13 protein-coding genes are annotated in these 14,718 nt (G+C 67.4%); 6 read left to right on the plus strand and 7 right to left on the minus strand.

The features are described from left to right. Positions 1 to 101: 101 nt before the first annotated feature. On the minus strand, positions 102 to 1,826 hold the full coding sequence (locus AC5LXX_RS28985) for an amidohydrolase (RefSeq protein ID WP_493412008.1): 1,725 nt from the start codon (positions 1,824 to 1,826) through the stop codon (positions 102 to 104). Positions 1,827 to 2,064: 238 nt separating this feature from the next. On the opposite strand from AC5LXX_RS28985, the gene AC5LXX_RS28990 reads away from it, so the two are divergent. Continuing rightward, the gene (locus tag AC5LXX_RS28990; protein WP_493404032.1) at positions 2,065 to 2,895 is read left to right on the plus strand and encodes a helix-turn-helix transcriptional regulator; all 831 of its coding nucleotides are present in this window, start codon (positions 2,065 to 2,067) and stop codon (positions 2,893 to 2,895) included. A gap of 17 nt (positions 2,896 to 2,912) precedes the next feature. Here AC5LXX_RS28990 and AC5LXX_RS28995 read toward each other — a convergent pair whose 3' ends face one another. The 4 genes from AC5LXX_RS28995 to AC5LXX_RS29010 all read right to left on the minus strand — a co-directional run bounded on the left by AC5LXX_RS28995 (position 2,913) and on the right by AC5LXX_RS29010 (position 7,143). Beyond that, on the minus strand, positions 2,913 to 3,833 hold the full coding sequence (locus AC5LXX_RS28995) for a LysR family transcriptional regulator (protein ID WP_048249168.1): 921 nt from the start codon (positions 3,831 to 3,833) through the stop codon (positions 2,913 to 2,915). A 131-nt stretch (positions 3,834 to 3,964) separates the two neighbouring features. Continuing rightward, positions 3,965 to 5,155 carry an MFS transporter gene (locus tag AC5LXX_RS29000; protein ID WP_493412009.1) on the minus strand — a complete coding sequence of 397 codons (1,191 nt, stop codon included), beginning with the start codon at positions 5,153 to 5,155 and terminating at the stop codon, positions 3,965 to 3,967. Between the two features lie 87 nt (positions 5,156 to 5,242). After that, positions 5,243 to 6,712 (minus strand): NAD(P)/FAD-dependent oxidoreductase, encoded by a 1,470-nt coding sequence (locus tag AC5LXX_RS29005; protein WP_493412010.1) that lies wholly within the window; start codon positions 6,710 to 6,712, stop codon positions 5,243 to 5,245. Between the two features lie 86 nt (positions 6,713 to 6,798). Continuing rightward, entirely contained in the window at positions 6,799 to 7,143 is a 345-nt protein-coding gene (locus AC5LXX_RS29010) for a cupin domain-containing protein (protein ID WP_493412011.1), read from the minus strand. 198 nt (positions 7,144 to 7,341) lie between these two features. On the opposite strand from AC5LXX_RS29010, the gene AC5LXX_RS29015 reads away from it, so the two are divergent. The 3 genes from AC5LXX_RS29015 to AC5LXX_RS29025 all read left to right on the plus strand — a co-directional run bounded on the left by AC5LXX_RS29015 (position 7,342) and on the right by AC5LXX_RS29025 (position 10,855). Next, the gene (locus AC5LXX_RS29015; protein WP_493412012.1) at positions 7,342 to 8,226 is read left to right on the plus strand and encodes a helix-turn-helix transcriptional regulator; all 885 of its coding nucleotides are present in this window, start codon (positions 7,342 to 7,344) and stop codon (positions 8,224 to 8,226) included. A 174-nt stretch (positions 8,227 to 8,400) separates the two neighbouring features. Next, complete coding sequence (gene speB, locus AC5LXX_RS29020; protein WP_176051433.1) at positions 8,401 to 9,351, plus strand: agmatinase; 951 nt, start codon at positions 8,401 to 8,403, stop codon at positions 9,349 to 9,351. Positions 9,352 to 9,373: 22 nt separating this feature from the next. Next, the gene (locus AC5LXX_RS29025) at positions 9,374 to 10,855 is read left to right on the plus strand and encodes an aldehyde dehydrogenase family protein (RefSeq protein WP_493412013.1); all 1,482 of its coding nucleotides are present in this window, start codon (positions 9,374 to 9,376) and stop codon (positions 10,853 to 10,855) included. A gap of 188 nt (positions 10,856 to 11,043) precedes the next feature. Here the strand turns inward: AC5LXX_RS29025 and AC5LXX_RS29030 are convergent, their stop codons facing one another. Both AC5LXX_RS29030 and AC5LXX_RS29035 read right to left on the minus strand, forming a co-directional pair. Continuing rightward, on the minus strand, positions 11,044 to 11,811 hold the full coding sequence (locus AC5LXX_RS29030) for a DeoR/GlpR family DNA-binding transcription regulator (RefSeq protein ID WP_493412014.1): 768 nt from the start codon (positions 11,809 to 11,811) through the stop codon (positions 11,044 to 11,046). A gap of 44 nt (positions 11,812 to 11,855) precedes the next feature. Then, positions 11,856 to 12,536, minus strand: a complete 681-nt coding sequence (locus AC5LXX_RS29035; RefSeq protein WP_493412015.1) for an MgtC/SapB family protein — start codon at positions 12,534 to 12,536, stop codon at positions 11,856 to 11,858. Positions 12,537 to 12,795: 259 nt separating this feature from the next. On the opposite strand from AC5LXX_RS29035, the gene AC5LXX_RS29040 reads away from it, so the two are divergent. Further along, a complete protein-coding gene (locus tag AC5LXX_RS29040; protein ID WP_493412016.1) occupies positions 12,796 to 13,740 on the plus strand; it encodes a choline ABC transporter substrate-binding protein in 945 nt (314 codons plus the stop codon). A 23-nt stretch (positions 13,741 to 13,763) separates the two neighbouring features. Further along, positions 13,764 to 14,444 carry an HAD family hydrolase gene (locus AC5LXX_RS29045; RefSeq protein WP_493412017.1) on the plus strand — a complete coding sequence of 227 codons (681 nt, stop codon included), beginning with the start codon at positions 13,764 to 13,766 and terminating at the stop codon, positions 14,442 to 14,444. Positions 14,445 to 14,718: the final 274 nt, after the last annotated feature.

The following is a 14,718-nucleotide window of genomic DNA, read 5'->3' on the forward strand; positions in this document are numbered from 1 at the left end:
CCGCACAATCGGCGCATCCGGTTCCGGCCGGATGCGCCGACCCGCGAGGACGGAAGCCATCCGAAAGCATCCGTCACCGCTTCGTCAGCCGGGATGCCCGGTCAGGACGCCTGCAACCCCGTGCGCGCACCGAAATCGTCGCCGACGTGCGTGATGCGGCCGCCCATCATCGTCAGCCCGACGTCGATGCGGCCGATGTCGTACTGGCCGACCTCGAACAGGTCGTGCTCGAGCACGACGAGATCCGCGCGCTTGCCGGGCGTGAGCGACCCGACCTCGTGCTCCATCCCGAGCTGGTACGCACCGTGGATCGTGTACGCGGCGATCAGCTGCGGAATGCTCAGGCGCTCGGCGATGTCCGGGAACACCGCCGCGTCGGGTTCGCCCGCGAGCTGGCGCGTGTGGCCCGATTCGATGTGTTCGAGCGGCTTGTGCTGGCAGCGGCACTGGCACGCGAGGCCGTCCATGCCGATCGACACCGTCACGCCTTCGTCGAGGAACGTGCGGAACTTGTACATGTTGCTCCAGCGTTCGTGGCCGTAGTGGTCGCGCAATTGCTCGGTGTACGCGTCGACCACGCCCCACTGCAGCTGCGTGTTCGCCATCACGCCCGCGCGGCGGAAGCGCGGGATGTCGTCCGGATGCGTGAGGAACGCGTGCGTGATCACGTGGCGGCGGTCGCGCGGCGGGTTCGAGCGGTTGACCGCGTCGAAGCCGTCGAGCGCCATCCGCACCGCTGCGTCGCCGACGCAGTGCACCATCACGTTCGCATTCGCGCGATCGGCTTCGACCAGATAGCGGTTGAACGTGTCGGCCGGCATCGTCGGCGCGCCGCAGGTGTCGGGGCGGTCCGCGTACGGTTCGAGCAGGTATGCGGTGTGGTTCGCCTCGGTGCCGTCGAGGAACAGCTTCAGCGCGCGCGCCTTCACGAGCGGCGAATCGTACTGCTCGCGATACCGGATCAGCGTGCCGACCGGGTCGTCGATCTCGCCGATCACCGCGACGCTGCCGACCACGCGCAACTTCAGGTCGCCCGCACGCTCCATCGTCTGCAGCGTCTCGTACAGCAGCGACTGGTCGCCGCTCGCGTCGAAGAAGCCGGCGTCGAACACGGTCGTCACGCCGGCCGCGCACAGCTTCTTCTGCCACGGCGGAATCGACTTCAGGTACAGGTCGATGCCGGTCGGCAGCAGGCCGGCCGCGCTGATCCGCTGCAACAGCAACGAATACGCGGCGCCGTCGACGATCAGGCCGGTCGGCTCGCCCGTCGCCGCGTCCTTCTCGAACCAGCTTGCGCCTTCCTGCACGGGCGGCGTCGACGCGTCGATGCCGGCGATCTCCAGCGCCTTCGAGTTCACCCACATCGAATGGAAATCGGTCGACAGCAGGCACACGGGGCGATCCGCGCAGATCGCGTCGAGCGTCTCCTTGCGCAGCATCGCCGGCGGGATCGTCGCCTGCACCCAGCCCATCCCGGTGATCGCCGGCTCGTCCGGATGCGTGTCGACGTAGGCGCGCAACGCGCCGAGCACCTTCTGCGGATCCTCGTAGTTCACGAACGCCTGGAACGCGAACGCGGTCGTCTCGAAGTGCCAGTGCGACTCGACGAAGCCCGGCAGCACGAGCCGGCCGGCCGCGTCGACGACCTGCGTGTCCGCGCCGACGTATGCCTGCACGGCCGCCGTGTCGCCGACGTGGACGATCCGGCCGTCGCGCACGGCGACGGCCTGCGCCCACGGCTTGTGCGGATCGACGGTGTAGACCTTCGCGTTGGTCAGAACGAAATCCGCCGGTGTCGCGGCGGCCTGCGTCGGTTGAATCTGCATTGCCTGTCCTTTGTGATCATCAGGTTTTCGAAGCGCTTTCACTATAGGCAGACGATTGGCACCGGTATGCCCCCCCGCCAAGGGGGCTTTCGCGAATTCCGGCCGCCGAATGCACGGTCTTGTCATCGTTTTGGGGACAACGCGCGAAATCCGCGGGGTTGATCCGGTGGATTCCCGGCTGACGCGGGCGCGGCGTTCGCGTAACGTCCTACTGTCCCCTGACCGCTCCCGCCCGACCATGCGACTTCTCCAGCCCGACCCGGCCGCCCGCGGCCATTTCCTGATCGGCGTGCGCCCCGACTCGCTCGGCGCGACGCTGCGCGCGGTCGGCACGCAGGATTTCGTCGGCGCGGTCACGGAGTTCGTCAACGACAGCATCGACGCCGACGCCGTGCACCTCGAGCGCTGGCGAGCGGACACGGGCAGCACGTCGGGCTTCGTCGTCGAATGGCTCGGCAGCGGCAGCCTGCGCTTCGCGGCCGATACGCTGCGCGTGATGGACATCTACTATCAGGATTACTGCCAGAGCGACCCGCTGGTCGCGCCGCTGCGCGGCAAGGCCGGCACGCTGCTCGTGCAGCGGCACGTCGACGGCATCGCGCAGGGCGAGTTCCGCCGGCGGATCTTCGACGAACCGGGCATCGCGCAGGAATGCATCCTGGTGCACGGCAACGCGCACCTGCAGTACGCACTCGGCCTCGCGCGCTCCGGCGGGCGCGCCGCGTTCACGACGGACGAGCTGTTCCACTTCCGCCAGATGGTCGACCTGCTGTTCCCGATGTTCGAGCTGCATGCGCGCACCTGCGCGGCACGGCGCGTGGCGGCGGTGTCGGTGAACGTCGAATCGCAGGCGAGCTTCGACGCACGCCTCGAACGCCAGGACGTGCAGCTGTCGCGCCGCGAGCACGAGATCTGCCGGCTGATGCTGTGCGGGCGCTCGGTGCCCGAGGCCGCGCAGCAGCTAGACGTGAAGCTGTCGACGGCCGAGTCGTACGTGAAGCGCGCGTTCGCGAAGCTCGGCGTGCGCACGCGTCGCGAGCTGTTCGACTGGGTGCTCGTCGACGGCTGAGCGCGCTGCCTGCGTGCTTACGCGGCGAGCGCCGCCGCCTTGATGTTGAATGCGCGCAGCAAGTCCTCGCAGAACGCGTCGACGATCGGCTTGTCGCTCGTGCTGCGCTTCATCGCGAGATGCAGCGGCACGTCGAAGCTGAACGTCGCGCGGCCGACGGCCTTCACGAGCCCGCGCTGCTCGAACGGCTCCGCATAGTGCGCGGGCAGGTAGCCGAGATGGCCGCCCGACAGGATCAGGATCGTCGCGGCCTCGATGCTGTCCGCGCTCGCGGTCACGCGCCGTTCGGGCAGCGGGTACTGCTCCTCGGGCACCGGGTAGGTGCGCCACACCCAGTCGTGAAGCTGCAGGTCGTCCGCCGTCACGGGCCGCGACGCATGGAACAGCGGATGCCCGCGCCCGCAGTAGATCACCTGCTGCTCGGTGAACAGCGGCGTGTAGAGCAGGCCCGGCACGCGATGCCAGAAATAGCCGATCGCGAGATCGAGCTGGTTGTTGACGAGGCTTTCCTCGAGCTCCTGCGGCGACGCGACCTTCATCGAGAACGTGACGGCCTGGTCGCGCTTGCGGAACGCGCCGATCGCATCGGCCACGCGCGCATTCTCGACAAGCGGCGCCTGGCCGATCAACCCGATCGACAGCGTGCCGACCAGCTTGCGGTCGATGTCGCGCACGCGCGCGACGAATTCGGAGGTCGCCGCGACGAGCGTGCGCGCGGTGGCCGCGAAGCGTTCGCCCTTCGACGTCAGGCGAAACCCGCCGCGGCCGCGATCGCACAGCTTGAAGCCGACGCGCGCCTCGAGCGCCGACAGCTGCGTGCTGATGGTCGACTGCCGCACGCCGAGCGATGCCTCGGCGGCCGTGATGCCGCGTGCGTCGACGACGGCCAGAAAGACCCGGATGAGCCGGAGATCGAGATCTGAAGTATTCGAGAACATGCTTCAAGCCGCTGCGCGTGTGCGCGTTGCCCGGCCGGCCCGACGCGCTTCTCGCGCCCCGCCCGCCGACTTCGCCGATGAACCGAACCCGACACGCGCCGCCATCGGCAGCGGCACGCGTCGCAACCCCGTCACTTCGATGCCGCCGCGAGCGAGCGCTCCATGCCGAACACGGCCGGCCGCAACCGCCCGTAGCAGAGGAACGCCACCGCGCACAGCACGATCGCCGCGATCAGCGCCGACTGCGTGCCGACACGCTCGATCAGCGAACCGCCCGCGACCGAGCCGACGCCATAGCCGAGCGCGACGCAGCCCGGCGACAGCGCGGCCGACCTGCCGATCAGGTCGTACTGCGGAATCGTCGCGTAGATCAGCAGCGCGCCGCCGGTCCAGCAGCCGATGAACACGACCGCGCCGAGCGTGAACGTCGCGACCGACGCCGGCATCGCGAGCAGCACGGCCGCGACCGCGCAGCCGCCGAGGTTCACGAGCGTCCAGCGGCGCAGGCCGGCGCCCGCGCCGAGCGTCGGCATCGCCGCGCAGATCACGAGGCTCGCGACGTTCGCGATGCCGAGCACGAGCGACACCGACTTGCCGCTCAGGCCGGCATCCATGCCGATCTTCTCGAGGAAGGTCCACACGACGCCGACGCCGCCGTACAGCGCGAGCTGCGCGCACAGCACGAGCATCGCACCGTTGCGGTCGATCCTGCCGGCGACACCGATCGGCGTCGGCGCGGCCATCGTCTCGCCGCGGCGGAACAGCGGCGTCGCGAGCACGAACATGCCGAGTACGCACGCGACGAAGCCGAACACGCCGCGCGCGCCCCACGTGCCGCTCAGCGTCGGGAAGATCGTGGCGAGCAGCGCCATGCTCCACATCACCTGCCCCATCAGCATGATCCCGAGATTGCGTTCCGGCGCGCGCGAATACGACAGGTAGCGCAGCGCGATCCCGTTCAGCCCGCCCGAGCCGACGCCCGCGATGAACTGCAACGTCGAATAGGCGACGAGCCCGTGCGTCGCGAGCGTGCCGAAGTTCGCGCCGGCCGCGAGCGTCACCGCGCCCGCGAGCACGAGCCGCACCGGCTGGCGGCCGAGCACGAACGCGACGAGCAGCGTGCCCGTCGATTCGCCGAGCACCTCGACGAAGCACGACAGCCCGAGCGCCGCCTCGCCGAAGCCCCAATGGCGCTCGACCTGCCCGACGATCGCGGGCAGGCCGAGAAAGACCGTCGGCCCGAGGATGCCGAGCAGCAGCATCACGACGACGAACAGCGCGTTTTCCTGGCGCGCCTCATCCTGCAGATTCACAACGTTCATGCGATGTCTCTCTCCGTGTCCGCGGCGCGGACCGTCTCCTCGCGGGAGCTTGGTATGGCGGCAGCCCGGCCCGGACCGCCGTGTCGCTTACATCGGGAAGCCCATCGCCTTGAGGCCGCTGATCCACGCGCGCTTCCAGCCGCCTTCGGCATCCGCGCCGTCGAACGCATGGAACGTGATCTTCGCGGCGACCCAGCGCATCGGCTCCGGCGGGATGTAGCTCGGGCTCTGGTTCGCGATGTCGAGCTTGCGTTCGGGGCTGTCCCGGTCGAACAGGATGTTCAGCCCCATGAACGCGCCGAACCGGCTCGCCGCGACGCCGAAGCCCGTATAGCCGGCGACGAATACGGCCTTGTCGCCGAGATAGCGCTTCGCGAACACCGAGCCGCGCGAACAGTAGTCGATCGGGCCGCCCCACGCATGCGAGAAGCGCACGTCGCTCAGTTGCGGGAACGTGCGGTAGAACGCTTCCGCGAGCCGGTAGTACGTTTCGCGCCGGCTGTCCTGGCGCGGTTCCGGGTCGCCGTCGAAGTGATAGCTGACGAGGCCGCCGAAGATGATGTTGTTGTGCTTCGTCAGCCGGAAATAGTTGAGCTGCGTACGCGTGTCGTACACGCCCTGGCGATTCTTCCAGCCGATCCGCGCGAGCTGCTCGTCGGTCAGCGGCTCGGTGGCGAGCACGTGATCGCGCACCTGCATCACGCGGCGGTTGATGTCGGGAATCCCGACCTTCGCGGTGCCGCTGCCGAACACGACGCGCGGCGCGCGCACGCTGCCCTTCGGCGTCTTCACGAACACCGTACTGCCTTCGTCCGTCACGGTCGTGAGCGGCGTGTGCTCGTACAGCTTCACGCCGAGCGACAGCGCCGCGCGCTTCAGCCCCCACGCGAGCTTCGCCGGATGCACGATGCCGCTGCGATTGCGCGACCACAGCGCGCCCGCGAACAGCGGCGAATTCAGTTGTTCGAGCGTTTCGTCGCGGTTCAACAGCACGACGTCGTGGCCATACTCGCGATGCAGGTCGTAGTCGCCCTTCAGGTGGGCGAGGTGCTCGGGATCGACCGCGACCGTCATCTCGCCGTTCCATTCGATGTCGGCGTCGATGTCGTAGCGCTTCAGCGTTTCCTCGAAGCCGTCGAGGTTGTGATGACCGAACGTCTCGAGCTCCGCGATGTCGTTCGGGAACACGCGCACCGCGTTCGGCAGCCCGTGCATCACCGACGTCGAGATGATCCCGCCCGCGCGGCCCGATGCGCCGTGCGCGACCTTGCCGGCCTCGATCAGCACCACGTTCAGGTGCGGCATCTGTTCCTTCGCTTGCACGGCCGACCACAGCCCCGTGAAGCCGCCGCCGACGATCAGCAGGTCGGCCGTCACGTCGCCGACGAGTTCCGGCTCGGTGGCCGGCGCGGCCGGGTTGTCGAGCCAGTACGGGAACAGCTTCGTGTTCGCGAGCGCCGCCTCGACGCCCAGCGCGACCGGCGCGATCGGCGCGCCACGCAGCGCGTTCGCCTGCACCGGCGCGGTCTGTTTTGCTTCGTTGACTTCCATTTCCATGATCCCAGCCCATCACATGCGGAAAACGAAACCGCCGCCGGGTTCGCGTCACACGGACGACGACACCACGGCGGCGGCTTCGGACATCACGACTTCTCGAGCAGCACGTAGAACTTCTTCGCGTCCTCGATCGTCTCCCAGCGGCCCGCGAAGCCGGCCGGCAGCAGGTAGCCCTGGCCCGGCGTGAATTCCTTGCGGTTGCCTTCGACGTCGGTCAGCGCGATCCGGCCCTCGACGAGCCACACCGCTTCGTCGGCCGCCGTTTCCGGAAACTCCACCGCGCCGGCTTTCCCTTCCCACCAGCCGATGATGTAGTTGCCGCTCTTGCCTTCGGCCGCGCGCCAGTCGCTTTCGTCCATCCCGAAGTCGAGCTTCGTGAATTCGCCGATGCCTGCGCCGAGCGGCAGGATGTCCTTGATCAGTTTGGTCATGTGAATCTTTCGTCTCTTGATTGAAAAAAGCAGAGACAAAGTTACTCATTTACACTGCCCCGGTATGCCCCCCTCCGGGGGGGACAAGCGGTGTTTTCCGGGGCAAACAGGTCGGCAGGACAACCGACGGTGTTTCCCCCTACTGACGTTTCCGGTTGCGAACGCTACAATCGCGCCGCCTTTCACCCGGGGAACCGCATGCTGCTCAACGTGAACCCCTTCCATCGCGACAACGACCGCTTCAACGTGTCGTTCAAGGCGCTGGGCGAGCTGATCGAAACGGTCGGCACGCCTCACTTCGTGCCGCGCCTCACGCAACTGCTCAATGAAGTCGTGCCGCTCGACGTCGCACACGTCGAGCGCTCGCGCGTCGACGGCACGATGCCCACCGGCTACCGATGCGAATGGATCGGCAGCAGCGGCATCGGCACCGCATCCAGCGAAATCTCCGACGTGATGACGCTCTACTACGAGCGCTTTCTCGACAGCGACCCGCTGTTCGCCGGCCTGCGCGGCAAGACCGGCACGATGCTCGTCGTGCGCGACATCGCGGCGATCCCGCCCGGCGAATTCCGCCAGCGGCTGTTCGACGACGTGCATATCGGCCACGAATGCGTGCTGGCACGCGGCACGCGCTATTCGCAGCACTCGATCGCGCTCGAGCGCGGCCGCGACCGGCCGCCGTTCACGCTCGCCGAGATGAACCGCTTCCGCAGCATCAGCGACGTGCTGTTCCCGCTGCTCGAACTGCATGCGTCGACCACCGCCGTGCGGCGCGTCGCGCATCCGACACCGGAAGTCCATCCGCTCGCGCAGTTCGATGCGCGCATCGCGGCCGACGGCGTGAAGCTGTCGAAGCGCGAATACGAAACCTGCAAGCACCTGCTCTCCGGCAAGACCGTGCCCGAAACCGCCGGGATCCTCGGCGTGCGCGTCGCGTCGGCCGAGTCGTACGTGAAGCGCGCGTTCGCGAAGCTCGGCGTGCGGACCAAACGCGAACTCGCCGCGTGGGGTTCGGCGGCCGCTGCGTTCCCTTTCGCCGGACCGCACGACGGCACCACGCCGCCCGCCATCTCCGGCTGACCCGCTCGTCACCCGCCTCCAACGCGTGGCCGCCTTCGGTTGCGCCGCGTCGATGCGGCGGCGCCACTTGCATCGAGACCCGTCGATGTAAACGTTGCGACTTCAAAATCTTCGCGCGGGCGTTCTCCTCTACCATCGGCCGATCGCTTTACCTCGGAAAAAGGAGACGGCTCCATGCCTCGCGAACTCAATCAACCGATGGGCGGCAACGAGATGCCGCGCTTTGGCGGCATCGCCACGATGATGCGGCTGCCGCAGGCCGCGACGACCGACGGCCTCGACGTATGTTTCGTCGGCGTGCCGCTCGACCTCGGCACGTCGAACCGCTCGGGCTCGCGCTTCGGCCCTCGCCAGATCCGCACCGAATCCGTGCTGCTGCGCCCGTACAACATGGCCACGCGCGCCGCCCCGTTCGATTCGCTGCAGGTGGCCGATATCGGCGACGTCGCGACCAACCCGTACGACCTGAAGGACTCGGTGCGCCGCATCGAAGAGGCCTACGACGAGATCGTCGCGAACGGCTGCCGGCCGATCACGCTCGGCGGCGATCACACGATCGCGTGGCCGATCCTGCGCGCGCTGCACAAGAAGTACGGCAAGGTGGCGGTCGTGCACATCGACGCGCACGCGGACGTGAACGACACGATGTTCGGCGAGAAGATCGCGCACGGCACGCCGTTTCGCCGCGCGGTGGAAGACGGCCTGCTGCAATGCGACAAGGTCACGCAGATCGGCCTGCGCGGCACCGGCTACCATGCGGACGACTTCGACTGGTGCCGCCAGCAGGGCTTCACCGTCGTGCAGGCGGAAGAATGCTGGAACAAGTCGCTCGTGCCGCTGATGGCGCAGGTGCGCGAACGCGTCGGCGATACGCCGGTCTACCTGAGCTTCGACATCGACGGCCTCGACCCGTCGTTCGCGCCCGGCACCGGCACGCCGGAAATCGGCGGCCTCACCGTGCAGCAGGGCCTGGAAATCATTCGCGGGATGAAGGGCCTGAACATCGTCGGTGCGGACCTCGTCGAAGTGTCGCCGCCGTACGATCCGGCCGGCACGACCGCGCTCACGGGCGCGAACCTCGCGTTCGAGATGCTCTGCGTGATGCCGGGCGTCGCCTACCGCTAACCCGATCGACAGGATGACCCTCATGTCCACCGCCGAGCTTTCCCGCGCCACCACCAGCTTCGTCCTGCCCGCCGCCCGCATTGCCGGCCAGCCGGTGCGCACGCATTCCCACACGGCCGGCGCGCCGATCTTCAACGCATCGACCGGTGCCGCGATCGGCTGGCAGGAATTCGCGACGCCCGCGCACGTCGACGCCGCGGTGCGCGCCGCGCGCGACGCGTTCGCCGGCTGGCGCGACACGTCGCCCGCCGAGCGCGGCCGCGTACTCGCGACGATCGCCGAGCGCGTCGAAGCGGCGCGCGAACGCCTGGCCGCGTTGCAGATGCAGGTGAGCGGCAAGCCGCCGTTCGAGGCCGACGCCGATGTCGGCGACGTCGTCGCGACGTTCGCGTACTACGCGAAGCTGTGCGAAGACCCGGCGCTGTTCGCGGCCGAGCCCGTCGCGCTGCCGAGCGACGCCGTCACGGCCGAACGCTTTTACGACGCGGTCGGCGTTGCCGCGCTGGTGATGCCGTGGAATTTCCCGATGGTCACGACCGCGTGGAAGCTCGCGCCCGCACTCGCGGCCGGCTGCGCGGTCGTGCTGAAGCCGTCCGAACTCACGTCGCCGACCGAGCACGCGCTGCTCGACCTCATCGTCGAGGCCGGCGTGCCGGCCGGCGTCGTCAACGTCGTGAACGGCGGCGCCGAGGTCGGCGCGGCGCTGACCGCGCATCCGCTGATCGACAAGATCTCGTTTACCGGCAGCACGGCGGCCGGCCGCAAGGTGATGCAGGCAGCAGCCGTCGACATGAAGCGCGTGACGCTCGAACTCGGCGGCAAGTCGTCGCTGATCGTGCGCGAGGATGCCGATCTCGACGTCGCGGTATCGCTCGCGGTCGCCGGTGCATTCACGAACGCGGGCCAGATGTGCTCGGCCACTGCCCGCATCCTCGTGCACGACAGCCGCTACCGCAGCTTCATGACGGCGTTCGAGACGGCCGTGCGCGCACTCGTCGTCGCGCCGCCAGACGCCGAACAGGTCGCGATGGGGCCGCTGATCTCGGCCGCGCAGCGTGCGCGCGTCGAAGCGATGCTCCAGCAGGGCATCGATGCAGGCGCACGCGTCGCATTCAGCGGACGGGTCGCGGATGCCGGCGCTGACGGTTTCTTCATGGCGCCCGTCGTGATCGCCGAGCCGGCCGCCGACAACCCGCTGTGGACCGACGAAGTGTTCGGCCCCGTTGCGTGCGTGAAATCGTTCCGCACCGACGACGAAGCGATCGCGCTCGCGAACGACACGCGCTACGGGCTCGTCGCGACCGTCGTCACGCGCGATGCCGAGATTGCGAAGCGGTTCCAGCAGCGCGTGCGCGCGGGACTCGTATGGATCAATGCGCCGCAACTGATCTACCCGCACGTGTGCTGGGGCGGCTTCGGGCTCAGCGGAATCGGCCGCGAACTCGGCGTCACGGGGCTGCGCAGCTATCAGGAGTTGCGCCACTCGATGCGCGCGATCGACTGACCAGGGCGGCCGCTCAGGCCGTTGGCGACATCGCGGCGCGGGCCGCGATGTCGCCTTTTTTGTATCCGCGGTCCGTCAACACCCTGGCGGCCGCGTCGAGCGGGTGTTTCAGCCGCGCGCCGCGACCGGGCGCGACCGACCGGATGAACCGGTTCGGGGTGGCCGACGGCGCCCTGGGCCAGCGGGCGCTATGCCAGCACGATGTTCTTGATGACCTTCCTGATGCTCTTGTAGCTGTCGACCGATTCCGCCTTCTGGTCGGTCACCAGCGTGCCGATGCGCGCCGGCTCGCAGAAGCCGATCCGGCTGTTCGTACCGAGCTTGCTGAAATCGGCGAGGATCGCGACCTCCGCCGCGTTGCTGACCATTGCGCGCGCCACCTCGGTTTCCATCCGGTCGTAGTTCGTCGCGCCGCGTACAGGGTCGACGCCCACCGGCGACAGCAACGCGAGATCGGCGCGATAGCGGAAGATCTCGGCAACCGTGCCGTCGCCGACCGTCGCGGCCGCGCGGCTGCCGATCATCCCGCCGAGCAGGATCGTTTCGTTCTTCCCCTGCTCCGCGTCGCTCGAACGCATCTTCAGCGCGACGTCGATCGAATTCGTGATGATCGTGAGGCCCGACAGCTTCGCCAGTTCCTCGGCCAGCAGCGTGGTGGTCGTGCCGGCGTCGATGAACAGCGTCTGCGAGCCCGTGACGAGCCGGGCCGCCGCGCGGGCGATGGCCAGCTTCGCCTTCACGTGCGTCTGCGCACGCTCGGCGATCGGCGCTTCGTCGCCGACCTGCACCGCACCGCCGTGCACGCGCTTCAGTTCACCGAGCGCCTCGAGGTCGACGAGATCGCGGCGCACGGTTTCGCGCGACACGTTCAGGTCGGCCATGATCCGGTCGGTGGAAACGCGCTGCATCTTCGATAGCAGAAGCCGGATCCTCTGGTATCGCTCTTCTTGCCACATGGAATGTCCTCGGAAATGTCCGTCAATCTTATTCGAACGGCCGTCTACGCGGCGCTTTCTTCCAGCTCCTTGATGCCGACGAGGGTCTGCAGGGATTGACGGACCACCTGGAATTCCCGGCTCGTCATCTTCGAAAACACGACGTGGATGCGGTCGTCGCCGGGCGTCGCGTCGTCCTGCTCGATGATGAACTGGACGATGCGCGCCTGGTCGATGCCGGGCATCGCCTGCAGCGACGTCAGCTTCACGGCGCCACGACGCGCGAGGATGCGCACGCCCCAGCGCTGCCGCGCGGCGAAAAAGCGCTTCTCGATCGGCTTCAGCCCGGCCAGGATCGCCAGCACGATCGCCGTCGCGGCGATCGAAGCCACGTACATGCCGCCGCCCACCGCCAGCCCGACCGCCGCGACGACCCACAGGCTCGCCGCCGTCGTGAGCCCGCGGATGATCTCGCCGCGCAACATGATCGACCCCGCGCCGAGAAAGCCGATACCCGACACGACCTGCGCGGCGACGCGCGACGGGTCGAGCGACACGTTCTTCGCCTCCTGGATATCGGCGAAGCCGAACGCCGACACGATCATCACGAGCGCGGCGCCCACGGCCACCAGCATGTGCGTGCGCAGCCCGGCCGCCCATGACAGGCGCTCGCGCTCGATGCCGACGATGCTGCCGAGCAAGGCCGCCAGCAACAGGCGGGAGATGATTTCCAGCTGACTGATCATTCGAGGCCTCCTTCCTTGCAAATTCACTTGATGAAGCACGGACCGTGCGGACCGCTGCCCGACTTTTCCCGACTTCGCCCAACCGCCTTCGCATGCGACAAGTTGTATTTTTGTGCGATGTTGCGATTTTGTGCGTTCTAATATACGGTACGCAAAACGACAAAGCCAGACCCAAGTTCGTTTGTTTCATCCGATCCACACGATCAATCGTCAGACCAATCAGGTAACACGATCCGGAACACTTGCTTAGGAGACCATCATGATCAGGAAGGTATGGATGCTGGCAACCACGCTGCTTGCGGCACTGGCGACGGCCCCCGTTCACGCATCGGAAGGCGACGTCTGCAAGAAGGTGACGCTCGGCGATGTCGGCTGGAGCGACATCGCGGCCACCACCGGCGTCGCGATGATGCTGCTGGACGGGCTCGGCTACGAGGCGACCAAGACGATCGCGTCGCCGCCGATCGTGCTGGCCGGTGTGAAGAAGGCGCAAATCGACGCGTTCCTCGGCTACTGGGATCCGAGCATGACGCCGACCGTGAAGCCGTTCGTCGATGCGGGCGCCGTGCACCTGCTGCCGCAACCGAACCTGATCGGCGCGCGCTACACGCTGGCCGTGCCGCAGTACGCGTCGGACAAGGGCCTCAAGCGCTTTGCCGACATCGCCAGGTTCCGCGACCAGCTCGACGGCAAGATCTACGGGATCGGCGCCGGCAACAACGGCAACGCGCTGATCCAGCGGATGATCGACAAGAACGAATTCGGGCTCGGCGGCTTCAAGCTGGTGGAATCGAGCGAGGCCGGGATGCTCGTCCAGGTCACGCGCGCGGTGCAGGAGCACCGGATGATCGTCTTCCTTGCATGGGAGCCGCATCCGATGAACATCAACTACAAGATCACGTATCTCGACGGCGGCGACACCGTGTTCGGCCCGAACTACGGATCGGCGAAGGTCTACACGCTCGTCACGCCCGGCTATCTCGAACGCTGCCCGAACGTCGGCAGGCTGCTGACCAACCTGACATTCACGACGGAAGAGGAGAACCAGCTGATGGTGCCGATCATGAATCACGCCGATCCGATCGCCGTTGCGAAGGAATGGGCGAAGAAGAACCCCGGCGTGCTGTCGAAGTGGCTCGACGGCGTCACGACCATCGACGGAAAGAACGCGAAGGACGCGATTGAGAAGCTCGTCGGCGCGTAAGCACGCAATACAGGGAACCATCCATGCACAAGAATCTCGCGCTGTTCGACCTCGACCACACGCTGCTGCCGCTCGACAGCGACCAGGCGTGGAGCCGCTTCATCACGCGGGTCGGCGGGCAGGAGGACGACACGCATACGGCGCTGATCGACGAGCACTACGGCCACTATGCAGCCGGCACGCTCGACATGGACGCGTATCTCGCCGTGACGCTCGCGCCGCTCACGCGCTACCCGCGCGAGCAGCTCGAACGCTGGCATGCGCAGTTCATGGACGAGGTGATCCGGCCGGCGATTGCACCGGAGGCACGCGCGCTGGTCGATCGGCATCGCGAGAACGGCGATCTTTGCTGCATCGTGACGGCGACCAACGTCTTCGTCACGCGGCCGATCGCGGCCGAGTTCGGGATCGAGCACCTGCTCGGCATCGAGCTCGATACCGACGACGGCACGCCGGGCGGGCAGTTCACCGGGCGCAGCATCGGCGTGCCGAGTTTCCGCGAAGGCAAGATCGTGCGCACGGCGGCATGGTTGAGATCGCTCGGCTACCTGCCGTCCGATTTCGAACGGACCTACTTCTACAGCGATTCGATCAACGACGTGCCGCTGCTCGACTACGTCACGCATCCGGTCGCGACCAATCCCGATTCGAAGCTTTCCCAGGTTGCCGGCAAACGCGGCTGGCCTGTCATGAAGTTGTTCTGATTCGGGCGATATTCTCTGCTGTCCATTTTCATGTCTGGAGGGGAAATGAAATACGGAGCACGCAGCAACCATCCCGATCAATCAGGAATCCGATTCGAATCGGATCGCAAGCCTGTCGTACCGCCTCGTCATGCGGAAAGCCGCATTCCGCACTGGCGTGCCGTTTTCACGATCGCGCTCCTGTGCACGCTGGCCGCCTGCGGCGACGGTGACTCGGGCCCGGCCGGCAAGGCCGCCGCCGCACGCGCATCGGCACCGGGATTGGCCTCCGCGC

Source organism: Burkholderia torrens (assembly GCF_984668525.1).